The sequence below is a fragment of the Pseudomonas sp. P4_D7 genome (genome assembly GCF_056401755.1).
On sequence record NZ_JBFUIR010000029.1, the window covers coordinates 80,415 to 105,644 of the forward strand.

Genomic DNA, 25,230 nt, shown 5'->3' on the forward strand with positions numbered 1-25,230 from the left:
GCTTCGGTCCTCTTAACGGTTCTGTTCCGGATTCCACTGGGCATACCGCTGACCGCGCAGGAACTGCCACAGGCCAAGACTCATCCCGGCGAGGGTGACCAGCAGAAACGCGGCGAGGCGGAAGGGTTTCGGCAAGCGGTGTTGCGAATCCAGCAAACCGGCAATCGCCACGGCATAGCCGAACAGTTGCGCGATCAGGGCCAAGCGATAGAAACCGTGGTCTTCCCACAGCCAGAAGTTGCTCAGCAGCAGCGGCAGCAACAGGATCGGTGCGAGACGGCGGATCAGTTTGTGGCTGATCAGCGCGATCGAATACAGGCCATATTTCAGCGGATTGAGCAGTTCGCGGCGTTGGGCCAGGCTTTGCAGGCCGCCGACGGTGACGCGCTGACGGCGGCGGAATTGCTTGTCGGCCTCATCGACACCGTGATCGATCACTTGCGCTTCCGGCACATAGACGATGCGTTTATGCGCGACCGGCGCGCAGGTGCTGATAAAGAAATCGTCGTTGACCTCGGCCGGCACGTTCTGGAACAACTCGCGGCGCAGGGCGAGCAGGGCGCCGTCGGCAGAGACCATGCACCCGGTGCGATTCTCGACCCGGCGCAGCCAGCCTTCGTAATGCCGATAGAGGCTGTCACCCACGCTCAAACCGCCGCCGGTGACCGGAATCACCATGTGCCCGGCACAACCGCCGACATTCGGATCACTCAGTGGCGCGAGCAAATACCCAAGGGTTTCGCGCGACCATTGATTGTCGGCGTCAGTGAACACCAGAATGTCGCCGGTGCTGAGGGCCACGCCGGCATTCAACGTCGCCGCTTTGCCTTGGCGCGGTAGATCGAGGACGGTGATGCGCGGATCAACGATCTTGTGTGCGCAGGCCACGGTGTCATCGGTCGAACCGTCACTGGCGAGAATGATCTGCAGCGAGGCCGGCTGGTAATCCTGCGCCAGCAAGGTGCGCAACTTGTGTTCGATGTGCCGCGCCTCGTTGTGCGCGGCAATCACGATGCTGACGCTCAATGGCGGCGCCGGCGTGTGACGCCAGGCCGGGAACAGCGGCGCCAGAATCGTCAGCAGCAGCGGGTAGCCCACATAGGCGTAGACCGGCAGCACCAGGCACATCCAGAAAATGAACTCAGCCACGGGCAGGCCTCCTGGCGTTCCAATGACACAGACTCAAAATGAACGCGGCACCGGCCAGGTGCAGACGCACCCAGTGCAGGCCCCACAGCTGCAGGGTCAGGCCGATATTCCGGTGTTTGAAGCTTTGCCGCAGGCTGAGCACCAGTCCCGGTATCAGTGTCAGCGTGACCATGACGATCGCGTGATGCGGAAAGCCGTCGAACAGCGCCGAAATCGCCAGAAAGTCCAGCAACCACACCAGCAGCGACAGCACCGGAAAGCGCAACAGGCGCAGGCTGAAGCCATGGGTGCGCAGCAGTTGCAGGTGACTGCCCTGACGCCACAACTCCTTGCCCATCCATTCGCGCCAGTTCATTTCGTAACCCCAATGCAGGGCGACGTTGTCATTGATCGACAGCAGCCGCGCACCCTGTTCGTGCAGGCGCAGGGTGAATTCCTTGTCTTCGCCGGTGCGCAGGCTTTCGTTGAAACCGCCGACCTTGTCGAACCAGCCCCGGCGCATCAGCAGGTTTGAGCTGGGCAGCCAGTCAACGACATGGGACGCCTGCGACGACGCGCGCGCGGTGCGGCGTTGCCAGGCTGTGGCGTACCACGGCGCTTCGGCGGGGGTGTGCAGATCAAGGCCGAAGACATCGGCCTGGCCGCTGGCCTCAATGTCGAACAACGGCTTGAGCCAACTCTCCGGCATTTCAATGTCAGCGTCGATGAAGGCCAGCCATTCACCCGTGGCGATGGCCGTGCCGCGATTGCGCAGGGCGCCGATCAACAAACCCGGCTGCACCAGCACCTGCGCGCCGAACTGGCGGGCGATGTGTGGTCCCTGATCGGTCGAGCCGTTGTCGACCACGATCAACTCGCACTCGACATTGGCCGCATGGGCAGCTTTTTGCGCGGCAAGCAAGGTGCGGCCAATGTGCCGCGCCTCGTTGAACATCGGGATGACGATGCTGATGCGGCTCATGCCTTTGCCTCCGTGCTCAGGGGCGCCTGCTCGGCTTTCAGGCGCAGGACGCTGGTCATGGCGAGCATGATCCACACGTATTTCTGGTTCGGTGCGCTGAGGAACATCAGGAACAAGGTCAGCGACAGGAAGCTCACGCCGAGGTGGGTCATCATGTCGGCCTGATACCATTCGCGGCGCAACATCCACGCGGCGCGTGCGCGGATCAGGTTGTACAGGCCGAGACCGAGCATGCCGACGAACAACAGCCCGGCGGGAATCCCCAGTTCGCTGAAGATTTCCAGGTAGGTGTTGTGCGCGCGTCGATAGAGGTCGCCGATTTTGCGGTTGGCCGAAAACGCCTTGGCGTAACCCGTGGTTGCGTAGTGCAGCGGAAAGGTGCCGGGGCCGGAGCCGAGCAGTGGGTTCTCGCGGATCATCTGGCTGCCAACCACGATGTACGAGGCGCGGCGGCCGAGGGATTCGTCCTGAGCCTTGGAACCGGCGCTGAGAATACTCAGGGACTGGATGCGCGCCATATAACCGGCCGGCATTGCGTAGATCGCCAGCGGAATCACGATCGCTGCGCCAAGCATGGCGAAGCCCAGATGCCGAGGGCGAATCCGTGTCAGTTGGGTGCGGTAATGCCAGCAGCCGATCAGCAGGCTCAAGGCCAAGACCACCAGACCCGAGCGCGATTCGGTTTTGGTCATGCCGCCCAACAGCATCAGGCAGCAACCGCCCCAGAACAACCGGTGCAGCAGGTTCGGGCTGCGGATCACCAGTAGCAGCCCCAGCGGAATCGCAAAGGCGATCAGCAGGGCGAACGCGTTGGGGTCTTCGAGCAGTCCGGCGGCGCGACCCTGATCCTGGAATTTGGCCGAGAACATCGCCATCGCACAGGTGGTGCTGACGGCGAGGGTGACGAGGCGGGCGAACAGATCGAGGTTCAGCTCGCGGCCGATCAACAGGGTGATGACAAACAGAATCAGACCGACGCTGAGCTCGCGCAGGTGGCCGAGCGACATGCCCAGGTCATCGGTGTTGAGCAAACTCAGAAAGTACAGCACCAGAAACCAGATCAGGAAGCGCCAGATATTGCTGCGCAGGCGCTCCGAGGGAATCTGGTGCAACGCCAGTTGCAGCATCAGGATTACCGCCAGCGAAGCACCGATCAGCTTGCTGCCGGAGAACGACGTGTCCTTGAAAAAGCCCTCGAACGGCACCAGTGCAGCAATGCCGAGCAGGCCCCAGGTCGGCTTGCGGTACAACACCGCAAAACCCACCAGGCCCAGCACCGCCCCCGGCGCCAGAAACGGATAAGGGCTGGCCAGCAAACCGATGCAGACCAGACCGAGCAGACTGACGATCGAGAGCGGGAAAATCATGCGCGTGCCTCCCGTGCCGTGCGGATGTACAGCTGCGACCAGCGCTCAGCGAGCGCCTTGAGGTCGTAGCGATCCTGTTGTGTGCGTTTTGCGTTGTCGCGCAGTTGCCGGGCCAGTTTCGGCTCGCTCAGCAACGTGTCGAGCTGACGGGCGAGGGCGGCGCAGTCGGCCGGTGTGGCGAGTAAGCCGTTGTGCCGGTGCTCGAGCACATCGGGAATGCCGCCGACGCCGAACGCCACCACCGGCACCCCGGCCTGCATGGCTTCAAGCAAAATCATTGGTGTGCCTTCGGTGCGCGAGCTGATCACCAGCGCATCGAGTTGCCGCCACCACGGTTGCATGGCGATCTGATAACCGGGCAAACGAATACGTTGCTGCAAACCGGCATTGTCGATCCGCGTCTGCAACACTTCGCGTTCCGGGCCGTCACCGAGCATCACCGCATCCAGTTGTGGATGCTGGTGACACAGCGGAATCAGCGCATCAAGAAACAGATCCGGGCCTTTCTCGCTGCTCAAACGACCGACGTAACCGACCAGCCAGCGCTGCCGATCCGCGTCAGGCACCAGCGCCGCAGCGGCTGGCAAACCATTGGGGATCACCTGCAATTTCTCCGCGCGGACGCTGGCCTGACGGTGCAGCGCGGCGATGCTTTCCGCCACGCAGACCACCCGATCCACCGACGCGGTGCGGCACAGTTGCAGACTTAGCCAGGTGTAGAACTTCTGCTTGCGACTGCGCGGTGTGAAGCCGTGCTGGGTGATCACCAGCGGCAGGCGCAACAGGCTTGCGCCGACCCAACCGAACAACAGCCCTTTGAAGTTGTGCGTATTGATCAGCGGTTTTTCACTGCGGCGCTGACGCAGATACTGCAGCAATTCTCCCAGCCCGGCACAGCCGCGACAGTCGACCCCGGCCGTGCGAAAGCGCGCGATCAGTTCTGGCGGCGCGTCGAGGAACAGCACCTGATGCTGACCCGGCGTCGCCAGACAATGATCCAGCAACATGCGCTCGGCGCCATAGAAGCCGCCGCTGCTGAGCAAATGAATGATCGGCAGCGCGGCAGTCGGGGAGGATGCGGTGCTCAATTGCGCACCCAGTGCAGGAAGCTTGGCACCGTCCAGTTCTTGTGCGGATTGCTCGGCAGCGCGTTCTGGTCGTTGATCACCAACAGCACCGGCAGACCCAGTTCGTGGCTGATTTGCGCCGGGTGTTTGAAGCGGTGATCGAAGAACTCACGCACGTAGACCAGGGCAATCGCCAGCAACAACCCGGTGAACAAACCGAATGGAATGATCAGGCCCGGTTTCGGGAACGCTGCTTCGGTCGGTTCGAACGGCGGGCTGAGCACCCGGGCGTTGGACAGATCGTCGTTGAGCGCGCCGGTGGTGCTGCTTTCGGCGAAACGCTGGGCGTAAGTCGAGAAGGCGGCGTGCAGCGCATCGATTTCGGTGTCCATCTGCCGCAGCTTGCTTTGCGTCTGCTGCAACTCGTGGATGCGGTTCTTGAACTCGGCGATGCGCGCGGTTTTCTGATCGATCACTTGCTTGACCACCGCCAGATCGTTGGTGCGCTCCTGGATGCGGTTGCTCACCACTTTGAGGAACTGGCCACGGGTGCGAGCAATCTGCTCGCGGGTCAGCAGCATCGGTTCACTGCCGGGCTGGAACACCGCCAGATCATTCATGTAGCGGCTGACCTGGGTGGTCAATTGCTCGCCCATCTGTTTGATTTCCCGATCTTCGAACGCCACGTTGTCGACGGTGGTGGTGAAGGTGTAGGGGAAGGTGTAGTCGTTGAGCTTGTTGTTGCTGGCCGCAGCCAACGCGGTTTTCAGATATTCGAGCCAGCGCTGGCTCTGCAACAGGCGATCCTGATACAGGTTCAGGGCTTGCTCTTCAGTGTTGATCGCGTTGAGGCGGAAGGTGATTTCTTCCTTCGGATCCGATGAGCCGACACTTTCCAGCAAGGCTTGGCGATTGCCTTCCAGGCCGTCGAGGCGCACTTGGTAGAGATGCTTTTTCGACTCATAGAAGGACTGCGGCAAGTCGATCGACTGCAAGGCCTGACGGCTGAACAGATAGTTCTGCAGCAAGGCTGAAACAAACGTCGTGCCCTGATGCGGATCGGGGAAGCTGTAGATGATCGAGATCACGTTGGAGCCGGGCAGGGTCTCGATTTTCAGGCTATCGATGGCTTGCTGGGTGAAGGCGTCGAGCGCGGTGTCACGAACCGGATCGGTGTCCAGCCCGAGCACATTGCGCAGCGGATTGATCACGTATTGGCGCAGCGGTGAAGTGACGTAGCGCTTGAACGGCTCGGCCACCAGTCTGCTGAAAATGCCCGGCGAAGGCGTGTATTCGCCCTTGTCGCGCAGTTCGCTGATGGTCTGACGGATCAGCGCCGGCGAGCGGAGGATGTTGCTCTCGGTTTCCATGTCCGCCAGCGACGGCGGAATGAACGTGGCGTTGTCCACCGTGAGTGACGTGGTGGCGTCACCCTGGGAGAGTTTTTTCGACTGCACGATCACCTGCGCGGTGATATCGAAGCTCTGTTTGAGCACCAGCGGCAGGAGCAGGGCGATGACTGCAAAGATCAGGAAGACCCGTTTCACCAGTTGCTTGTTGGCAAAGAAGATCCTGAAGAACTCATGCAGGTAGTTTTCCTTTGGATTCATGTCGGTCACCTGAGAGTCAGTTGTTGTTGCTGCCTTTGTTGTCGACGCGGTAGCCGAAGCTGAACCCGACGCCCTGGAACAGCACCACATCGGCCAGTTGGCGGGCGAGTTCGCCGGCGCTGGCCAGTTTGGTTTTTGGCACGAACAGCATGTCGTCCGGTTGCAGGTAAGCGATCTGCGAGGCATCGCCGGACAAGGCTTTTTCGACGTCGTAATGCACCGCCTGCACCTGATTGCCATTGCGCCGCATGATCACCACCGAATCCAGGCGCGCCTTGACGTTGGTGCCTCGGGCCAAGGTCAGTGCTTCAAGCACCGACACCGGCCGGCGGATCGGGTAGGAACCTGGTTGACCGACTTCGCCCAGCACATAGATTTCGTTGCCGGCGGTGGATTTCAACAGCACGTCCACGGTCATCCGGCCCGGCAGTTGCGCGTATTTCTGGTTGAGGAAGGTTTCCAGTTGATTGACGGTCATGCCTTGCAGCGGCACGGCGCCGATTTCCGGGAAACTCGCGTAGCCGTCAGTGCCGACGGTGATCTCGCGGCTCATACCGGTGGCCGGGTGGTTCAGCGCGCTTTTCAGGTTCTGCTCATTGGTCAGCGGGCTGATGATTTGCACGGTCAGCTGATTGCGGTTGGGCTGGAACAGTTGCTTGCGCTGATAGGCACGCTGGATTTCTTCGCGGGCCTGATCGCTGGTCAGCCCGGCAATTTTCACCGAGGTGTTGGCGCCCGGTAGTTCGATGGTGCCGTCGGGCAGCACCAGTTGATTGCCGTTGAGCTGGCTGGCAGCGGTGAAGTTCAGGCCGATCTGATCACCCGACTGCACACGGTAGGCGTCCGAGCCGCTGGTGCTGATATGGAAGATCACGTCGAGCACGTCCTGCGGGCGCAGGGTCTGCTCGATCTTCGGCATATCGGTCGCCTGGGCGTTGGCCGGGGTGGCGGTGAGGATATTCACCGGCATGTTCTGGGTTTCGGAGGTGCTCGAGCAGCCTGCAAGCGGCAGCATCAGCAGCACAAGAATCTTGGCGTTCATGGCGTCATCCTTCGCGTTCGCTTAGAGGTTTTTGTAAAGCCATTTGGGCATGTAGTACTTGCGCCGGTTGAACACGCTACCGACCACTTTGGCTCCGGCCTGAGTCAGGCGTTGCACGGCGGCCTGGGCGGCTTCCCAGCGGGTGTCTTCGGCGCGTACGACAAACACCACGCCGTCGACCTGAGTGCTGATGACCAGGGTGTCGGCAGCGGAATACACCGCGTCGCCGTCGATCACCACGAAGCGGTACTGGCTGCCCAATTGATCGAGCAACGGGCTGAGGCGCTCGGCGGTCAGGTGTTCCATGGTGCGGATCGGCCGGCCATTGGGCAGCACGTGGAAGGGCAGGCTCGACACCTGCACCACGCAGTCCTGCAACAGCGGCGGGTTGTCCGGGTTGAACAGCAAGTCGCGCAGGCCGCGCTCCTTGCTCAGGTTCAGCTGCTGCGTGAGGTTGCTCGCCGACTGGCTGGCATCGACCAGCAGCACCTGGCCGCTGCTCATTTGCGCCAGTTGGCTGGCCAGCGCCAAGGCACTGGTGGTGGTGCCGGCGCCGGGATTTGCGGCGGTCAGGAACAGGATCCGCAGGTCGAGATCCAGCACGGTCGAGGTCAGGTTCGATTCGCTGGGGTTGGCAATGCTCAGGCTTTTGTTGGTTGAACCGTCCATTAGCTTGCTCCGTGGCCGCTGAATACTTTGAAGGGGGTTTTCAACAGAATCTTCAGATCAAGCAAAAGGCTCTGCTCGGCGATGTAGCTGAGGTCCAACTCAACGCGCTGGTCGAAGTCGATATTGCTGCGTCCGGAGATCTGCCACAGGCCGGTCATGCCGGGGTAGATCGCCAGACGGGCGAGGTGATTGTCCTTGTAGCGGTAAGCGTTGAACGAGGTCGGGCGAGGGCCGACCAAGCGCATGTCACCGGTCACCACGTTGATCAGGTTCGGCAGTTCATCGAGGCTGGTGCGCCGCAGAAAACCGCCGATGCGGGTGATGCGCGGATCGTGGTCGATTTTGAAATCGATGGCGTCGGCACCGTGCTTGTTGAGGTGGCGCAGCGATTCTTTCAATTCTTCGGCGTTGGCGACCATGGTGCGGAATTTGTACATGCCGAACTTGCGGCCGCGGTAACCGGTACGCTTTTGCACGAACATCACCGGACCTGGGCTGCTGAACTTGATGACCAGTGCCAGACCCAGCAGCAGTGGCGAGATCAGCACCAGAATCATTAGCGCACCGAGGCAGGCGACCACGCGATTGGTGCGTGATAGTTGCCATGGGCGACCGCCGTCGCGGCCAGTGAACCAGCCGCGACCCTGGCGATGGATTGCCGCGTCGAGACGCATTCGGTGCTCGGGGTCAACGCGCTTGTCACGGCGCATTTCCTGGATCGGCACACCTTTCTCATGTCCAGTCATGGAGTCCTCCGCATTAATTCAGCCGCGAGCGGCGCGTGGGCGATAGGCAGTGGGGTAGTAGTCGCGGAACCAGGCGATGAATCGCCCAAGCCCCTCATCCAGCTCGATCCGGGGCTGAAACCCGGTGGCTTGGGCCAGGTCGCTGGCCTCGGCGCAAGTGTTGAGCACGTCGCCCGGTTGCAGCGGCAGCAGCTCGACAATGGCTTTCTGGCCGAGATGTTTTTCCAGCAGCGCCAAATAGGTTTTCAGCTCGACCGGGTGCTGCCCGCCGATGTTGAACAGCCGCCACGGCGCCATGCTGCTGGCCGGGTCGGGCAGCTCGCGATCCCAGTGCGGGTCGGCGTGCGGAGGGCATTCGGTGAGGCGGGCGATGCTTTCGATGATGTCGTCGATGTAGGTGAAATCGCGCTGGTGCTCGCCATAGTTGAACAGCTTCAGTGGCTCGCCTTCGCTGATCGCCCGGGCAAACTGGATCGGCGACATGTCCGGCCGGCCCCAAGGCCCGTACACGGTGAAAAAGCGCAGGCCGGTGCAGGGAATGCCAAACAGATGGCTGTAACTGTGCGCCATCAGCTCGTTGGCTTTCTTGGTCGCGGCGTACAGCGACAGCGGGTGATTGACGCCGTCTTTCACAGAGTAGGGCGTGTGCTGATTGGCGCCGTACACCGAGCTCGATGACGCGTAGATCAGGTGTTCGACCGGGTGATGCCGGCAGCTCTCGAGAATATTCAGGAAACCGTTGAGGTTGCTGTCCAGATACGCCTTGGGATTGTCCAGCGAGTAACGCACCCCGGCTTGCGCGGCGAGGTGAATCACCACTTGCGGCCGTTCGCGGACAAACAGCGCGTCAATGGCCGAGGCATCGGCCAGGTCAACCGTGACGAGCTGGAAATCGCCGGCCTGCTCACGCACCCACTGCACGCGGTCGTGCTTGAGTTGCGGGTCGTAGTAGGCGTTGAAATTGTCCAGACCGACCACTGAATGCCCGTCGCGCAGCAACCGCAACACGCAATGGGCACCAATGAAACCGGCCGCACCGGTGACCAGCACCTTCATGGCCGTAGCCCTTCGGGGGCAATGTGGCGCAGGCCGATGCCGCTGTAATGCAAACCGGCGGCAGCCACTTGTTCCGGGTTGTACAGGTTGCGGCCGTCGATGATCACCTTCGAACGGAGCTTTTCGGCGAGCAACTCGAAATCGACCACGCGGAAGTTTTTCCACTCGGTGCAGATCACCAGTGCGTCGGCGTCTTCCAGGGTGTCGTCGCGGGTGGCGCACAGGTGCAGATCGTTGCGGTAGCCGTAGAGGCGCCGGCATTCGGACATCGCTTCCGGATCATAGGCTTGCACGCTGGCGCCTTCGGCCCACAGCGCATCCATCAAGTAGCGGCTGGGCGCTTCGCGCATGTCATCGGTGTTGGGTTTGAATGCCAGGCCCCAGATCGCGATGGATTTGCCGGCAAGGCCTTGCGGGAATTGCGCTTTCAGTTTGCTGAAGAGTATGTGCCGCTGCAGGTCGTTGACGTCGGTGACGCTGCGCAGCAGTTTCAACGGCATGCCGTTGTGTTCAGCGGTGTGCAGCAGGGCGCGCAGGTCTTTGGGAAAGCATGAGCCACCGAAGCCGCAGCCCGGATAGATGAAGTGGTAACCGATGCGCGGGTCAGAACCGATGCCTTTGCGCACCGCTTCGATGTCGGCACCGAGCAGTTCGGTGAGGTTGGCCAGTTCGTTCATGAAGCTGATGCGCGTGGCGAGCATGGCGTTGGCGGCGTACTTGGTCAGTTCGGCGCTGCGGTTGTCCATGAACATCAGTTTTTCGTGGTTGCGGCAGAACGGCGCGTATAACTCGCTCATTTGCTCACGGGCTTGGTCGTCGCGGGTGCCGACGATGATCCGGTCCGGGCGCATGCAGTCGGCGAGGGCGCTGCCTTCCTTGAGAAACTCAGGGTTGGAGACCACCCGTACGGTCAGACCTGCCTTGTCGCGGCGCTGCAATTCGCTGTTGGCGGTGGCCAGCACTTGATCCGCCGTACCCACGGGCACCGTGGATTTGATGATCAAGGTGCGATCGGCCTCCATGTGCGAGGCAATTTGCCGGGCAACGTTGAGCACGTGGCTGAGGTCGGCAGAGCCATCCTCATCGGCCGGGGTGCCGACGGCGATGAAAATCAGCTCGGCATGCTCGACGGCGTCGCTTGCCTGGGTACTGAACAGCAGACGGCCAGCCTTGATGTTTTCTTCGAGCGTGCTGGATAAACCGGGCTCACTGATTGGCGGCACCGCTTGTTGCAGTTGTTTAATCTTGTTTGGGTCAATATCCACGCATAAAACGCGATGACCGACATCTGCAAGTGCGGCGGCTTGTATTAATCCAACATAGCCCGTGCCAAATACGCTCACGTCCATCTGCGCACCCTCGATAGAGCGAAAAGAAGAAGTTCGGAAGAAGACTGTAAATGGGGTATAGCGCAGGGTTTGCAAAGCGTGTCAGCAAAATGACATGTTGCATCTGTATAACACTTGAGCATTTTTTGGCGATTGGCCATCAAGTCATTGCTGCGATTGAGTTTGTTGGTTTTTTGCAGATTTGTTCAGATTCAAAATAAGCGATAAACGGTCGTAAGCCTTTAATTTAAAGGCTTCTGGGGTTTGATGTGTGTCAGATTTGAGTCATCGGTTTTTTGACGCTTTTTACAAAAGGCAGTCAATTCTTGCGCTTTGATGGCCGGGTGCTAGTGTCAGATTCTGATTGACAAGCTTTTGACTCTCCGCCGTTTTGCAAGACCGGTATCGCCATGTTCAGATATGCGAAAGAATTGCTTTTAATTATTTATTTTCTGCTTTATGTCGAATATTACATAGAGCGGTTAAATGCTATCGGCCTCGGTTTTGCTGTACTTCTTTTTGGCGCGATGTTTTTGGCGCTAACTTTAGCGTTATATCTAACGGCCTATATACGGCAGAGTCTCATCCGGCATGCATTCGCATTGGTGATGTTCGCCTCCGCAGTGTTTTTCGATGTCTACACCCGGGTCACGGCGGATTACCTGAGCTACAGCAGCTTCGTCTCGCTGGTGTATTCCGGCGGCTTCATCCAGGAAGCGGCGTACCAGTATCGAGACGCGATCCTGCACGGCGCCCTCAGCGGTTTGTTGTTGCTGTTCGGCATCGGTCTGAAGCCTCGCCACGGCCTGGCGATTCCCAACGCGTTACGTGTGGCGGCGCCGCTGTGCGGCGTGTTGCTGCTCAGTGCGGTGCTGTTCTTGCGTGCGGGCGAGGGCGCGCGGGGTTTGCCGATCATGTACACGCCGCTGGCCTACCTGAACCTGTTTGCCTATGAAGCCCTGCACAGCACCGTCGGCCCGCGCGAACCAGTGACACTGACGCGCACCTCGCCAGCCGTCGGTCACGATATCGTGCTGATCATCGATGAAAGCATCTCCGGCAATTATCTGGACATCAACGCGCCGTTCGGCGTGCACAGCAACCTCAAGCAGGCGCATCCCGGTGTCGACATCTTCAATTATGGCTACGCCGCGTCCATCGCCAATTGCAGCGCCGACACCAACGTGACCCTGCGTTACGGCGGCACCCGCGCTGACTACATGCGCATCAACAGCACACTGCCGTCGATCTGGCAGTACGCGAAAAAGGCCGGGCTGCGCACGGTATACATCGATGCCCAGCGCACGGCTGGCAATCTGCAGAACCTGATGACTGATACCGAGAAGAAGGACATCGACCAGTTTGTGCAATTCGACCAGACCAGCGTGCGCGATCGCGACATGGCGGCGGCAGCGAAGCTCATCGAATTGCTCAACGACGACCAGTCAGAGCTGGTGGTGATCAATAAGGTCGGCGCGCACTTTCCGGTGCACGACAAATACCCGGATGCGTTCATGGCCTATCGCCCGACCTTACCGCGCGGGCAATTCACCGAGGTGGCCGATACCGGCGAGCGCAACGGTTTCAACGGCCAGCCAGACGATTGGGTGCTGTACCGCAACGCCTACAAGAACACCGTGTTGTGGAATGTCGGCGAATTCTTTGCGCGGGTGTTCGCCCAGGGCAATCTGAATAATGCGCTGCTGATCTATACGTCTGATCATGGCCAGGATTTGCACGAGCGCGGTAATCCGGGCCTGAACACCCATTGCGGTGGCGATCCGGTGGAGGAGGAAGGGCTGGTGCCGCTGGTGGTGATTCAGGGCAGCGATCTGAAGACACTGGACTGGTCGGCACAACTGGCGGCGAACAAGGATCGCTCCAGCCACTACAACATCTTCCCGACGCTGTTGCAGTTGATGGGTTATGACCTGGCGGGGATCGAGGCTGTTTATGGCAAGCCACTGAGTGTCGCGACGGCGGATGAATTTACCTTCAACTACCGCTTCAATGCACGGTTGGGTGCCAAGCCTGAGTGGAAGCACATTGATCTGGGCAGCATTGTCACGCCGTCGCAGGCGCCGACGAGTGTGGCGGCGGGGCAGTAAGTTTGAGTTGGCTGGGCTGACGCTTTCGCGAGCAGGCTCGCTCCCACATTTGAAATGCGATCAACCTGTGGGAGCGAGCTTGCTCGCGAAGGGGCCGGTCAATTCAACGCTGAGTTCAAGTCGGTCATCGCCATCCGCTATCCTTGCCCCACACTGACCGATCAGGTGGCGGCATGCTTCGTGTTGAAAACGTCTTCAAAAGCTATCTCACCCCGCAAGGCCCATTGCCGGTGCTGCAAGGCGTCGACCTGACGCTGGAATCCGGCAGCAGCCTGGCACTGATGGGCGAATCCGGCAGTGGCAAAAGCACCTTGCTGCACCTGGTGGCCGGTCTCGACAAAGTCGACAGCGGCAGCATTCGCAGCGGCGAGCATCGGCTGGAAAACATGAACGAGGCGCAACTGGCGAACTGGCGGCGGACGGAAATCGGTCTGGTGTTCCAGCAGTTCAACCTGATCGGCAGTTTGCGCGTCGAGGACAATCTGGCCTTTCAGGCGCGTCTGGCCGGGCGCCATGAACCGCGTTGGCAGGCGCATCTGGTGCAGCGTCTGGGCCTGGGCGATTTGCTCAAGCGTTATCCCGAGCAACTTTCCGGTGGCCAACAGCAGCGGGTCGCCTTGGGGCGGGCATTGGCCTCGCAGCCGAAATTGCTGCTGGCCGATGAGCCCACCGGTAGCCTCGACGAAGCCACCAGCGACGAAGTCCTGCGGCTGTTGCTGGAATTGCTCGATGACACGCCCACTACATTGTTGATGGTCACTCACAGTCAGCGGGTTGCGGCGCGATTGGCGCAGCGAGTGGAGTTGTCCAACGGACGGCTGACGTGATCGTTTTCCGTCAGACCCTGCGCGCGCTGCTCAGCCATTGGCGGCGTCATCCGGTGCAGTTCTTCAGCGTGCTCACCGGCTTGTGGCTGGCGACCAGTCTGCTCACTGGCGTCGAGGCGCTGAACAGTCAGGCGCGTGACAGCTATGCACGGGCCAGCCAGTTGATTGGCGGCGAACCCCAGGCCAGTCTCAGTACGCCGAACGGCGCGACGTTCGCACAGCAATGGTTCGTGGACCTGCGTCGACAGGGCTGGCCGGTGTCTCCGCTGTTGCAAGGGCGGTTGTTGCTCAAGGGCCATGAAGATCAGCGCCTGCAACTGATGGGCATCGAGCCGGTGTCATTGCCGGCCGATTCCGCAGTGGCCGGGCAGGCGCTGCCGATTGAGCGTGTCGTCGAGTTCTTCATGCCCCCCGGCACTACCTGGATTTCTCCGGAAACCTTGCAGGCGCTTGATCTGCGTGAAGGCGACACACCACAAACGGCTAATGGGCTGCGCTTGCCACCGTTGCTCGCGCAGAAGGACATGGCGCCCGGCCTGTTGCTGGTGGACATCGGCGTCGCGCAAACGCTGCTTGAACAACCCGGACAATTGTCACGGTTATTGCTGCCCAAGGATTTCCACGGCGAGTTGCCCGCCGTGTTCAAAGGTCAGTTGCAGCTCAAAAGCAGCGGCGAGGAAAACAATCTGACGCGACTGACCGAGAGCTTTCACCTGAATCTCGATGCGTTAGGGTTTTTGTCATTCGTGGTGGGCTTGTTCATCGTCCACGCCGCGATTGGCCTGGCTCTTGAGCAACGACGCGGTCTGCTGCGTACGTTACGCGCCTGCGGGGTCAGCGCGCGGATGTTGATCGTGTGTCTGATCGTCGAACTGGGTGCGCTGGCGCTGATCGGCGGATTGTTCGGCGTGATCAGCGGCTATTGGCTGGCCAGTGTCTTGCTGCCGGATGTCGCCGCCAGCTTGCGCGGTTTATATGGCGCGGAAGTGGCGGGGCAGTTGCGCCTCAGTCCGTGGTGGTGGTTCAGCGGCATCGGCTTGAGCCTGCTCGGCGCGTTGCTCGCCGGGTCCAACAGTCTGCTGCGCGCCGCCCGTTTGCCGTTGTTGGCCGTGGCGGATCCGCAAGCCTGGCATCAGCAATATGCGCGTTGGCTGCGCCGACAAGGCTGGCTGGCGGCAGTGCTCGGTTTGCTGGCCTTGGTGGCGTTGATCTGGGGTGACAGTCTGGCCAGCGGTTTTGTCCTGATGGCCGGGTTGCTGATCGGCGCCGCGTTGGCTTTGCCGGTGTTGCTCAGCGCGCTGTTGAATCAGTTGCTCGGGCGCAGTCGCTCGGTGCTGGGGCAGTGGTTTCTCGCCGATTGTCGTCAGCAATTGCCGGCACTGAGCCTGGCGCTGATGGCGTTGCTTTTGGCGCTCGCCGCCAACATCGGCGCCGGCAGCATGACCGCCGGTTTTCGCCAGACTTTCAACGACTGGCTGGAACAACGTCTGAGCGCCGAGCTGTATATCAATCCGAGTAATCCGGCGCAGTCGCGGGAAATGTACAGCTGGCTAAAGCAGCAGCCGAACATCGCGGCGATTCTGCCCAACTGGCAGGTCGCGGTGACGTTGCAGGGCTGGCCGGCCGAAGTGTTCGGCGTCATCGATCACGCGCATTATCGCCAGCACTGGCCGCTGCTCGATGCCGTTGGCGACGACCCGTGGGCGCATCTGGCCACCGATGATGCGGTGATGCTCAGTGAGCAAATCGCCCGACGCCTGAAATTGCACGTGGGTGAACACGTGGCGATTCCGACACCCAATGGCCCATGGTCGCCGCGCATCGTTGGCATCTACGCCGACTACGGCAATCCCAAGGGGCATTTGCTGGTCAACATCAACCACCTGTTGCGCGGCTGGCCGCAACTGACGCCGAACCGTTTCAATCTGCGCATCGAACCGCAGAACATCCCGGGATTTTTAGCTGCATTGCAGACGCGTTTTCAACTCGATGACAGTCGCATCGTTGATCAGGCGCGGCTCAAGGGCTGGTCGGTGCAAGTCTTCGAACGGACCTTTGCGGCGACGGCGGCGTTGAACAGTTTGACCTTGGCGGTGGCGGGTGTGGCGCTGTTCATCAGCCTGCTGACGCAAAGCCAGAGTCGCCTCGGACAACTCGCACCGCTGTGGGCGTTGGGCGTAACGCGGCGGCAATTGATGCTGCTCAATCTTGGTCAGACCTGGCTGTTGGCGGTGCTGACGCTGGTGTTAGCGTTGCCGTTGGGGATCGCATTGGCGTGGTGCCTGGATGCGGTGATCAACGTTCAGGCGTTTGGTTGGCGGTTGCCGTTGCGGATATTCCCATGGCAATTGCTGCAACTGATGGGACTGGCGTTACTGGCGACATTGCTGGCGTCGGCATGGCCGCTGTACTCGTTGTACCGCACGCAACCGGCGGACCTGTTGAGGACGTTTGCCCATGAGGATTAACCGCTTTGTGCTCCTGGTTTTGCTGCTGCTCGGCGGTTGCGATCAATCGGCGCCGGAGCAGAAGGGCTTCGCCGGGATGGGCAATCAGGCGTTGGCGTTTACGCCGGTGGTGCCGGGGCGGGTGTTCAGTTTTCCCGCAGATCACGGTGCGCATGACGGTTTTCGCATTGAGTGGTGGTACGTCACCGCCAATCTCAAGGATCAGCAGGGCAATGAATTCGGCGTGCAGTGGACCTTGTTTCGCAGCGCTTTAAAACCTGTGGCGGAGACGGCAGGGTGGGGCAATCAAACGATCTGGCTGGGGCATGCGGCGGTGACGTCGAGCACGGTACATCACGCTGCCGAACGTTATGCGCGAGGCGGGGTGGGGCAGGCGGGTGTGCAACTGGCGCCGTTCGAGGCGTGGATCGATGATTGGCGGTTCGCCAGTCAGGCGCAGGATCCCCTGAGCGACCTGCAACTCAGCGCTCGCGACAAGGATTTCGCCTATCAACTGCACCTCACGTCCAGCCGTCCGCTGGTGCTGCAGGGCGACAAGGGCTTCAGCCAGAAATCCGAAGAAGGTCAGGCGTCGTATTACTACAGCCAGCCGTTTTTTCAGGCCAACGGCACGTTGCAGATCGACGGCCAGCGCTACACCGTCAGCGGCCCGGCATGGCTCGATCGCGAATGGAGCAGCCAGCCGCTGACTGCCAATCAAACCGGTTGGGACTGGTTTTCCCTGCACCTGGACAGTGGCGAACACGTGATGCTGTATCGCATGCGCCAGAAGGATGGAGCGCCGTATCTCACCGGTACCTGGGTTGCTGCCGACGGTCAGACGCAAACCCTGAGTGGCTCGCAGATCCGGCTCACCCCGCAAACCACGGCCAAGGTCGCCGGCCGGGCGATGCCGGTCAAATGGTCGATCAGCATTCCCGACAAACACCTCGACATCAGCCTCGACGCGCTCAACCCCAATGCCTGGATGAACCTGCGCATCCCCTATTGGGAAGGCCCGGTGCACATCAGCGGCAGCCATCCCGGCCGGGGATATCTGGAAATGACCGGGTACTGAACGGTACCCACGAATCCTCGTAGGAGCTGCCGAAGGATCGGTTTGAACTTGGCTTGGTGTGTTGTCCTCTACAGAAAAATCTGCCGAGGATTAGCCATGAGCGACGACCTGCAACCCCCAGACATGACCACCTGGCAGCGCCTGTTCGACGACCAGACCTACTGGCAGCAATCCCCCGACGCGCATTACTTCGATCTGCAACGCATCGCCGACGACCTGCTCGGCCAAGGCGCCATCGACCTGGAGCAATGGCAGCTTCTGCGCGCCAAGGCCGACGATCTGCACAAGGACTCACCGGCGATCAACGTCGCCCGTGAACTCGACGACCCCAAAGCCTGAGGACAACCCCATGAAACCCATCACCCAAGGCGAACACCCCGACGAACCCCGTCCACCGGGCGAAACCGAACGCGACAACGACGCTCTGCGGCCCACCGACCCGAAACAGCGTGAAAACAATGGCAAAGGCACGCCCAGTGGCGAATCCACCGCGCAGGACACCGCCAAGCAACAAAGCTCGCCGTCACAAACCAAAACCAAGCCCTGAACAGCGTCTATGCTCAGTGGCACGCTCGTCGCCGAAGTCGATTCGGCGGCGAGCGCTGCCATTCATCACAGGGAAAGTATTGATTATGAAGCTCGACGCACTGGCCAAGGCCATCACCCTCGCAACCGTACTGTCCGCCACCAGCTTCGGCGCCTTCGCTGCCGATATTCCGCTGTCCGCTTCCATCGAGGCGGATAAGGTCACCACCAAAGTGATCTCCGTCGATGCCGCCAACCATCAAGTTGTGCTGGAAGGTGCCGAAGGCAAGCCGGTTCACGTTCAGCTCAGCGACAAGGCGAAAAACCTCGACAATCTCAAGGCCGGCGATCAGGTCACCATCCAGGTGCAGCGTTCTGTCGCCGCTTACCTCGACACCGATGTGGATAAAGGTCTGCCTGGTACCACCGAACGTACTGGTGAGTTGCGTAAGGCTCCGGGCAGCGATAACCCCGGTGGCGAGGCGTATCGCCAGGTGCAGGTGCAGTTGAAAATCACCAAAATTGATTTGAAAACAAATCAGGTGACCGTGCAAAACCCGCAAGGTCAATCGAAAGTCCTCGACGTGAAACAGCCTGAAATTCAAGCCAAGCTGAAAGATCTGAAAGAAGGGCAGAGCGTTATTGTCACTTACACCGATATCTTAAAAGTGACCAGTCAACACGAAAGTTGAGCTTTAACTCTACAGGATGACTGCTCTTGTACAGTTTTTGTATGAGAGTAGTCATACTATTAGTGTGGTTTGACCTCATTGAAAGTTTCATGAAAGGAATCGCCGATAAATATCTATTAACGTTTCCGTACATAAATTTCATATTCAAGAATGAGGACATAAGCGCCAACTTCTATTAAAATCCTACCCGTTCGCCCAGTGTCAGGGCTCTTTACCGGTGCATGGATTGCCAGGCCATTACACTGGGCGAACACCTCTTCGGAGTGAATGTATACAATTTCTGCAAACAAAAAGGGCGACTTTATAGTCGCCCTTTTTGTTTGCTGTGAATTAGACCGAGGTGTGCGCTTCAGTTGTGTCTAGCTGCCCCTTGAAAGCGCTTCAGCGTGGCCTGATACATTTTTGTCCTGCGGTGATTTACCCCGTAGGTGCCCGCCGCCGCGACGGTTCCTGACTGAATGTGATCCAGATAGCTGAAAATCTTGCGCGGTGACAGGAACTTGATGCCATAGCCCAGGCTGCTCATTTGATCTTGCAGCGCATAACCGGGCACCTGCTCATCCATGCAGAAGTGCAAGCCCTGGGACTTCATCAAACGCGCATTCCACAATGTGCAGAAACTTTTCAGATGAGTTTCTTTGTACGGTCTTGGCATTTTCGAGCGCAGGCCAAGACGCACTTTTGCTTTACGAACATAGTGCTTGCAGAAACGCGAAGTTAAACGCCAGGTGTCACGCACAATCCCGCGATTGAGTTGTTCGACACAACCGACTGCAGCCATATCCGGGGTTTTCGTGCACTCGCGCATCATCATGGCAAACACCTCTTTGTCGTAGACAAAGGTGTCGGTGTGCAACAGAAAAAGATAATCGGTGTCGACTTTTTCCAGTGCCAGATCCAGTGCTTTACCGTGCGCAATATGCCCGGCTTCCTTGCCCGGCGAAGGCCGTTCGATCAAGTTGATCCAGTCGAGCGTGCGCAAGTAATCCAGACTGGCATCTGCCGAATCGTTATCCACCACCCATACCGGAATGCGCTGCTCCTGGACGTGCTCACGCAAAAGCTCGAGGCACATTCGGGTGATGTCCGGGGTTTTGTAATTTACCAAGACGAGGCTGAAGTTCGACGATGGCTGGGTTGGTAAATCAAACGCTTTCATGTCGGAAGGACTCATCTGCGATTCAAGGGCGACAGGGTTTCGTGGCTGCGATCGTAGCGAGGCAACCTTAGTCGAACCTTAATTTACGGATGTGACGGTAGATGTATGCCGAAGAGAGACGACTGATCTTATGAAATGCATGGGGTGCTGCCGGTCATTACCGGATAAAATACGCGCCCCTCTCACGGTTCAAGGAAGAAACGGCGCACGCCGTTGTGTCACGGATGAAACCACTCTCCCTCTACCACCCGGCCTTGTACTGGCTGCGCGTGTGGCAAAAAAGACTGTTCCGCCAGATCGCCTGGCACTGTTCCAGCAAACGCTACGCACGCCCCGTCGCCGCAGCCGAGTGTCTGCCATATCGCTACCTCAAACACACCTCGAAACTCATCCGCAAACTCGGCAACTCCGACCTCGCCCTGCAACACAACAAAGTCATCAACCTCAAACTCGCCGTCGCCGCCATCGACAGCGTCATCATCGCCCCCGGCGAACACTTCTCCTTCTGCCGCCTCGTCGGCCGCCCGACCTTGAAGCGCGGCTACGTTGAAGGCATGGAACTGTCATTCGGCGAGGCACGACGCGGTGTAGGCGGCGGCATTTGCCAACTGAGCAACCTGATTCACTGGATGGCGATTCATTCACCGCTGGTGGTAGTCGAACGCTCCAACCACAGCTTCGACCCGTTTCCGGACGAAGGGCGGGTGCTGCCGTTTGGATCCGGGGCGGCGATTTTCTACAACTACGTTGATCTGGTGCTGCACAACCCGACGGATCGGCACTTTCAACTGAAGTTGAACGTCGGCGAGACACAACTCGAAGGAGAGTTGTTGTGTGATCGGGTGAGGGAATATCGCTATCACGTGTTTCAAGAGGCGCATCGGTTTGTGCGGGAGGGGGCGCGGGTGTATCGGGAGAATGAGATTTGGCGGGAGGTGCGGGAGAAAGGGCAGGTTGGGGAATTGGTCGAGAGGGTGAGGTTGTATCGGAATCGGGTGGTGGTTAAGTACGAAGTAGAAGAACAGATGTTAGAAACGAAGTAGTATTTTTCGCCATATTTTTTGTTGGAATTCTTAAGCCACAAGGAAGTAAAAAATGAGTGACCGTTTCAGAACCGTCGGTGCGGCGGGTGCTGCGTTGTTTTCAATGGTCATCGCTTGCAACACATGGGCACAAGCGCCGCGCGACTTGTATGACGGCATGAAGGCAGGCAAATGCGCACCGAACTCGGAACGTCTGCATGAGCAAGCAGTTGCGGGCGATCTTGACGCGCAGACTCAGTTTGGCAAAGCCATTCAGGAGAACCTCTGCGGGGTGGTTGAGCAATGGTCGCCAGGCATGCCGGAAGTGTGGTTTCGCAAAGCTGCAGAGCAAGGTAATGCTGAAGCGCAAGTCGGACTGGCTGAGGAACTTCGTTGGGATCGAAGCGTTGAGGGTGAAGACGCAGGTGTTTACTGGGATCTGAAAGCTGCGGAGCAGGGGAACGCCAAAGCGCAGTTCAGCTTGGCGCAGCTTTACCACAGAGGTGGTCAATCAATTAAGAATCTGAAGGATATGGACAAGGCATTAGCGTATTACTATCAGTCCGCAGAGGGTGGGTATGCCCTGGCCTACATGCTGCTCGCAAGCATCTATGAAGAAGGCGATGGGGTTGCGCAGGATGATGTAGCTGCGGCGAAGTGGTATCGAAAATACGCTGAGACTGGTGATAAATCAGGGCAGTTTTACTTCGCCAAGATGCTCGCTGCAGGGCGTGGCATAAGCCAGGACGAGGCCCAGGCGTTTAGCTGGTTCGGTAAATCAGCAGCTCAAGGCGATAAATACGCGCAGTTCGAAATGGCGCAAATGCTGGAGCAGGGACGTGGTACGGCGCGGAACGAGCGTGACGCGGCCAAGCTTTACCGCAAGTCAGCGGATGCAGATCTTGGCACGGCGCAACTGGCACTTGGGAAAATGTACGCACAAGGGCGCGGCGGCTTGCCCAAGAGCAAATCCAAGGCCAAATACTGGATACTCAAAGCAATTGACCGCAGTGCCCCGGGAGCTAAAGAAGAGCTGCAAAAGCTTTAATGTGCAAAGGAAGGGTATCTTGATTTGAAAGAGGGCGATCATGGGATCGCCCTTTTTTTCATTCCCCACCAGCACGCTTTGTAATCATGATCGGCAGAGGACTGGTGAAATCCTTCGTTGAGGATCAACTACCTCCGATAGGTGACACGATCCTAGGCGGACTATTTTTGCGTATTGATTTACTCAGTCCACAAATTAACAAAATCATCAAAATTTTTAGCGACGAAATGGGTTTTACTTGAGTTTGGATCAAATACTTCAACAGCAACCAAGGGTGTGTTGAAATTTAGGCAAATCAGATAACCATCTGCATCCCTTGCTATAGGGGTCATTTTTTTGGGAAGCCCTGGAGGTTTTCCTGCCCTTGAGTACCATGAAATGGTATACGGGGCCACATCAGGCGAGAAAGAAAAGAATTCGCTTATGCAAGTCCCTTCGTTGCTATATGGAAATGAAGATATTTCTGGAGAGGCTATATCGGAATATCTGACCAATTCCAAGTATGAATTCGGAAAACTTACGCTAAGTAGTTTTTCTACTTGAGAAATTGTATTGGTATTCACTGAGGATCCCTGTTCAATACCAAAAGAACTCCAGTCAAATTTCATATCAGGTCTCCACAGCGAAGGTGACGGATTTGTCTTCAATTCCATTTGGATCATGTGTGGACAATAAATCGGCCCACTTTTATCTGGAAGAGATTGCTAACACAAAATATCCTATAGTCTTTTGTTCCAAAATTAACTCGCCTTCGAGCTCTATTTTTAACATAAGAAGGCTTTAGGGTAAAGTTGGTTTTGTTAATTGAGGCTGGATTCTAAAAATGGATCTCGCTAAAATTTATTTCCCCTTCACTGCTTATGCAACCGATGAATTTAAACTCGTTTGAAAAAAAATAAGTGTGCTGTGGGACGTCTGCAAACATCGCGAGAGTTTTTTCAAGACCCATTGTGTGGACTTTGTATGCGCTTTCAGTGAGCGCGTCTCCGATAAAAATAATTTCCTTTATTTCAAGATTGTTCACTTTTTTTAATATTTCTATAAATGCTGTGTCTGCATTATTTTTTGAGTAAGATGTGCTATCTGGAAATGAGTTCCAGGCAATTTTAGAGCCTGTAAATGGAAGGTTTTTATTGATTTTTGTGACAAGTTTGTCATGAGTTGCATCGTCCAGTTTCTCATAGTTAATGCCGAAGTCCACTAAGTCCTTCTCAATCACCTCGTCAAAATAGCTCATTTTTTGAATGTCCGGGGTAGTTTCAATACGGTTTTATCGCTTGCGCTGAAGGTAGTGTGGCGCCGGCTTTTTTTCTGTTCGAACGTTAATATGTGCACCACTTTTTTCATCGAATTCGATTGAGTAAAAGGGATAACCATGGTTATAGCGTCAAAGGGTAGACGTCCCTCAGGGGGGCTATCATCTTCTAAGAAATAAAAAGTGGTCCGCTCGGGTTGTGTCTAGTTGCTACTATACTGCGCCGTCGTTATGGTATGCCTTAATGTTGGCAATGGTAATACTTTTTGCAGTGCAAGTGGCTATGCACGAACTCCCAAATTCAAGTTTGATTCTTTGATTTGAGCCATCTTGGGTGATGATGATGTTGGTAGGGCCGCTTAAGTTGAAGCTTTCCACGTTGAAGCTCTCTACGTTTACTATGTGAAGTTGGAATTCGTATTCATTGTAATCTTGTTCCCGCCATTTCTTAGGGGCGACGGAATGTTCCACTTGGCTATATAACTTCAAGCAAATAGAGTTTCCATCAAGTATGACGTACGAAGTGTGCACTCTGGCGGGAGAGTGGTCTTCACCAAAAATAGAAGTCCACTGTTTTTTATTTGAGATTGAAGATGTCCACATCGTTAGTGTCACTCAAAACTTAGAAAAGAAATCGTGGTCTGTCCCCGACTGCGCCGACTGCGTTTTGACAAGAAAGGATGTTTATTTCTTAGGTGATAATAGCAGCCAATGTTTTCAAGCAGGTCGCTAGCGTCATTTTTTGTAAACTCAACCGAGTTTACGTATACGCTAAATGCATTCCTCAATATTTCGATCGAGCTTTCTAGCGATTTTAAATAGCCGCATAGTCCTTGCCAATTTATGATATGCAACTGGGTTCCCCTGTCGGGGTCTCTTGTGAAATATTGGTCATTACCTCTGAAGTAGTCAGGGAGTTTATTCTTTTTCAAAGCCATTTCAAAGTTGGTTGTCATTGAAGTTGTTCCCAGTCGTCAAATTGGCTTAGAAGCTTGTTCATGTCGGCGCCGTGGTCGATTTTTTCAGAACCAATAAGAGCGGCCTCTTTTGTGCCGCTCTTCGTTTCACCTCCGGGAACCCATTCTTTAGAATAAGCGCCTGCTTCATTTCCATTTGGTATTTTGTATTTGGACCAGAAAAGAGGACAGATTTATTTTCAGTTAGTAGAAAATAAATCTGTTCTCTTTTTGTCTTCTGCCTGCTGGTGTAATACCGAACTCGAGTTGGTCAAAATAATATTATATCTACGTTGCCAATGTGTGCTGTTAATTTTTCACGGAAATCCGTTTCGCTGGTGAAGTTAGTGTTGTCAATCATGTTGAGGAACCAAGTCGCGTCTAAAGCTGTAAATATTTCAAGCCATTCTGGTCTTTTAGCTTTCGATTCAGGCATGTCGTTCGCGGCAAAGCCGTGGCCTTTGCCTTCGGATAAGTAAAAATAGTTATCTGCGAAGGAGTAGCCTATAAGCTTTGGCCAGTTTGAGCTATGCGGGAGGTTTGGCTCCATATCCTTACTAGCAATCACATAAAAAGTTCTCATTTTTTTTCCGGAAGTACGTCGAGTTTGTCGAAGTTTACTTTTTGCCCATCTAGATGGAGTTGTTGTGCTCCGCCATCGCCATATTTTCCAGATTACCTTCAGAAAAAGAAAACGTGGTTTGTCCCTCGTTACGGTGCAATTACCCATATAGGAAGGGTGTCGTCGGATGCTTGTCTTTGACATCGACGAGGCTAGTCACGAGCATTTAAGGTTGAAGGGTAAAGGTTATCCGATGGGCACTTAGGAAAGTAAAAATTTCAATCTTTATCGGTTGCGTCTCATGTGTCCTAATCTTGATATTTAAACTGACCTCGATATGTAAATTCGATGCCTCGTAATATGGAAGCTGTGGTTTTTCCTTTATAAGCACAATTATAAATTGCAATAACAGTGTTTATTTTTTCAGGTGAGGTAGAGAGGTTTTTCTTTTTTATTTCAGCGATGATATCGGAGTCATAAGAAAAATCCTCGATTGCTTTTTCCAAATTTTTAGTTGGCTCTACCATATCAGCTTCAATAAAGTCGTCGTCAATAA

Annotated in this window: 25 protein-coding genes; 9 read left to right on the forward strand and 16 right to left on the reverse strand. The window is 56.9% G+C overall.

Annotated features, from left to right (window positions below; genetic code table 11):
• Window positions 1–12: 12 nt before the first annotated feature.
• Genes AC1DVF_RS18620 through AC1DVF_RS18665 form a run of 10 tightly spaced genes read right to left on the reverse strand, consistent with a single transcriptional unit; the run spans window position 13 to window position 11,016 of the window.
• A complete protein-coding gene (locus tag AC1DVF_RS18620) occupies window positions 13–1,149 on the reverse strand; it encodes a glycosyltransferase (protein ID WP_477782945.1) in 1,137 nt (378 codons plus the stop codon).
• A complete protein-coding gene (locus AC1DVF_RS18625) occupies window positions 1,142–2,110 on the reverse strand; it encodes a glycosyltransferase (RefSeq protein ID WP_477782946.1) in 969 nt (322 codons plus the stop codon). The genes AC1DVF_RS18620 and AC1DVF_RS18625 overlap by 8 nt, the downstream gene beginning before the upstream one ends.
• Window positions 2,107–3,477 (reverse strand): O-antigen ligase family protein, encoded by a 1,371-nt coding sequence (locus AC1DVF_RS18630; RefSeq protein WP_477782947.1) that lies wholly within the window; start codon window positions 3,475–3,477, stop codon window positions 2,107–2,109. Before AC1DVF_RS18630 ends, AC1DVF_RS18625 begins: the two co-directional genes overlap by 4 nt.
• Window positions 3,474–4,565 (reverse strand): glycosyltransferase family 4 protein, encoded by a 1,092-nt coding sequence (locus tag AC1DVF_RS18635; protein WP_093439165.1) that lies wholly within the window; start codon window positions 4,563–4,565, stop codon window positions 3,474–3,476. The genes AC1DVF_RS18630 and AC1DVF_RS18635 overlap by 4 nt, the downstream gene beginning before the upstream one ends.
• Entirely contained in the window at window positions 4,562–6,154 is a 1,593-nt protein-coding gene (locus AC1DVF_RS18640; protein ID WP_093439161.1) for a GumC family protein, read from the reverse strand. Before AC1DVF_RS18640 ends, AC1DVF_RS18635 begins: the two co-directional genes overlap by 4 nt.
• Before the next feature lie 16 nt (window positions 6,155–6,170).
• The gene (locus AC1DVF_RS18645) at window positions 6,171–7,196 is read right to left on the reverse strand and encodes a polysaccharide biosynthesis/export family protein (protein ID WP_093439157.1); all 1,026 of its coding nucleotides are present in this window, start codon (window positions 7,194–7,196) and stop codon (window positions 6,171–6,173) included.
• A 21-nt stretch (window positions 7,197–7,217) separates the two neighbouring features.
• Complete coding sequence (locus AC1DVF_RS18650; RefSeq protein ID WP_093439152.1) at window positions 7,218–7,865, reverse strand: CpsD/CapB family tyrosine-protein kinase; 648 nt, start codon at window positions 7,863–7,865, stop codon at window positions 7,218–7,220.
• Window positions 7,865–8,611, reverse strand: coding sequence for a sugar transferase (locus AC1DVF_RS18655; protein WP_093439148.1), 747 nt, complete (start codon window positions 8,609–8,611; stop codon window positions 7,865–7,867). The genes AC1DVF_RS18650 and AC1DVF_RS18655 overlap by 1 nt, the downstream gene beginning before the upstream one ends.
• Before the next feature lie 18 nt (window positions 8,612–8,629).
• A complete protein-coding gene (locus tag AC1DVF_RS18660) occupies window positions 8,630–9,667 on the reverse strand; it encodes an NAD-dependent epimerase (RefSeq protein ID WP_093439143.1) in 1,038 nt (345 codons plus the stop codon).
• The gene (locus AC1DVF_RS18665) at window positions 9,664–11,016 is read right to left on the reverse strand and encodes a UDP-glucose dehydrogenase family protein (protein ID WP_460127916.1); all 1,353 of its coding nucleotides are present in this window, start codon (window positions 11,014–11,016) and stop codon (window positions 9,664–9,666) included. Before AC1DVF_RS18665 ends, AC1DVF_RS18660 begins: the two co-directional genes overlap by 4 nt.
• A 389-nt stretch (window positions 11,017–11,405) precedes the next feature.
• Between AC1DVF_RS18665 and AC1DVF_RS18670 the strand changes: the two genes are divergently transcribed.
• From AC1DVF_RS18670 to AC1DVF_RS18700, 7 genes are all read left to right on the forward strand, one after another.
• The gene (locus AC1DVF_RS18670; protein ID WP_477782948.1) at window positions 11,406–13,103 is read left to right on the forward strand and encodes a sulfatase-like hydrolase/transferase; all 1,698 of its coding nucleotides are present in this window, start codon (window positions 11,406–11,408) and stop codon (window positions 13,101–13,103) included.
• 173 nt (window positions 13,104–13,276) lie between these two features.
• Window positions 13,277–13,930, forward strand: a complete 654-nt coding sequence (locus tag AC1DVF_RS18675) for an ABC transporter ATP-binding protein (RefSeq protein WP_320337147.1) — start codon at window positions 13,277–13,279, stop codon at window positions 13,928–13,930.
• Window positions 13,927–16,398, forward strand: a complete 2,472-nt coding sequence (locus tag AC1DVF_RS18680) for an ABC transporter permease (protein WP_477782949.1) — start codon at window positions 13,927–13,929, stop codon at window positions 16,396–16,398. Before AC1DVF_RS18675 ends, AC1DVF_RS18680 begins: the two co-directional genes overlap by 4 nt.
• Window positions 16,388–17,455 carry a lipocalin-like domain-containing protein gene (locus AC1DVF_RS18685; RefSeq protein ID WP_477782950.1) on the forward strand — a complete coding sequence of 356 codons (1,068 nt, stop codon included), beginning with the start codon at window positions 16,388–16,390 and terminating at the stop codon, window positions 17,453–17,455. Before AC1DVF_RS18680 ends, AC1DVF_RS18685 begins: the two co-directional genes overlap by 11 nt.
• Window positions 17,456–17,551: 96 nt before the next feature.
• Entirely contained in the window at window positions 17,552–17,794 is a 243-nt protein-coding gene (locus tag AC1DVF_RS18690; protein WP_186624615.1) for a hypothetical protein, read from the forward strand.
• Between the two features lie 10 nt (window positions 17,795–17,804).
• A complete protein-coding gene (locus tag AC1DVF_RS18695; RefSeq protein ID WP_477782951.1) occupies window positions 17,805–18,002 on the forward strand; it encodes a hypothetical protein in 198 nt (65 codons plus the stop codon).
• A gap of 85 nt (window positions 18,003–18,087) precedes the next feature.
• The gene (locus AC1DVF_RS18700; protein WP_477782960.1) at window positions 18,088–18,672 is read left to right on the forward strand and encodes a hypothetical protein; all 585 of its coding nucleotides are present in this window, start codon (window positions 18,088–18,090) and stop codon (window positions 18,670–18,672) included.
• A 349-nt stretch (window positions 18,673–19,021) separates the two neighbouring features.
• Here AC1DVF_RS18700 and AC1DVF_RS18705 read toward each other — a convergent pair whose 3' ends face one another.
• Window positions 19,022–19,831 (reverse strand): glycosyltransferase family 2 protein, encoded by an 810-nt coding sequence (locus AC1DVF_RS18705; RefSeq protein ID WP_477782952.1) that lies wholly within the window; start codon window positions 19,829–19,831, stop codon window positions 19,022–19,024.
• Window positions 19,832–20,055: 224 nt separating this feature from the next.
• On the opposite strand from AC1DVF_RS18705, the gene AC1DVF_RS18710 reads away from it, so the two are divergent.
• Entirely contained in the window at window positions 20,056–20,874 is an 819-nt protein-coding gene (locus AC1DVF_RS18710) for a VanW family protein (protein ID WP_477782953.1), read from the forward strand.
• Window positions 20,875–20,926: 52 nt separating this feature from the next.
• The gene (locus AC1DVF_RS18715) at window positions 20,927–21,901 is read left to right on the forward strand and encodes a tetratricopeptide repeat protein (protein ID WP_477782954.1); all 975 of its coding nucleotides are present in this window, start codon (window positions 20,927–20,929) and stop codon (window positions 21,899–21,901) included.
• A gap of 179 nt (window positions 21,902–22,080) precedes the next feature.
• On the opposite strand, the gene AC1DVF_RS18720 is transcribed toward AC1DVF_RS18715, so the two are convergent.
• The 5 genes from AC1DVF_RS18720 to AC1DVF_RS18740 all read right to left on the reverse strand — a co-directional run.
• Window positions 22,081–22,509, reverse strand: a complete 429-nt coding sequence (locus AC1DVF_RS18720) for an SMI1/KNR4 family protein (RefSeq protein ID WP_477782955.1) — start codon at window positions 22,507–22,509, stop codon at window positions 22,081–22,083.
• Between the two features lie 209 nt (window positions 22,510–22,718).
• On the reverse strand, window positions 22,719–23,138 hold the full coding sequence (locus AC1DVF_RS18725) for a hypothetical protein (RefSeq protein WP_477782956.1): 420 nt from the start codon (window positions 23,136–23,138) through the stop codon (window positions 22,719–22,721).
• A 231-nt stretch (window positions 23,139–23,369) separates the two neighbouring features.
• Window positions 23,370–23,759 (reverse strand): Imm50 family immunity protein, encoded by a 390-nt coding sequence (locus tag AC1DVF_RS18730; protein WP_477782957.1) that lies wholly within the window; start codon window positions 23,757–23,759, stop codon window positions 23,370–23,372.
• A gap of 624 nt (window positions 23,760–24,383) precedes the next feature.
• Window positions 24,384–24,695, reverse strand: coding sequence for a hypothetical protein (locus AC1DVF_RS18735; protein ID WP_064392905.1), 312 nt, complete (start codon window positions 24,693–24,695; stop codon window positions 24,384–24,386).
• Between the two features lie 287 nt (window positions 24,696–24,982).
• Window positions 24,983–25,230 (reverse strand): immunity 22 family protein (locus AC1DVF_RS18740; protein WP_477782958.1); only part of this gene is annotated, 248 nt, incomplete at its 5' end.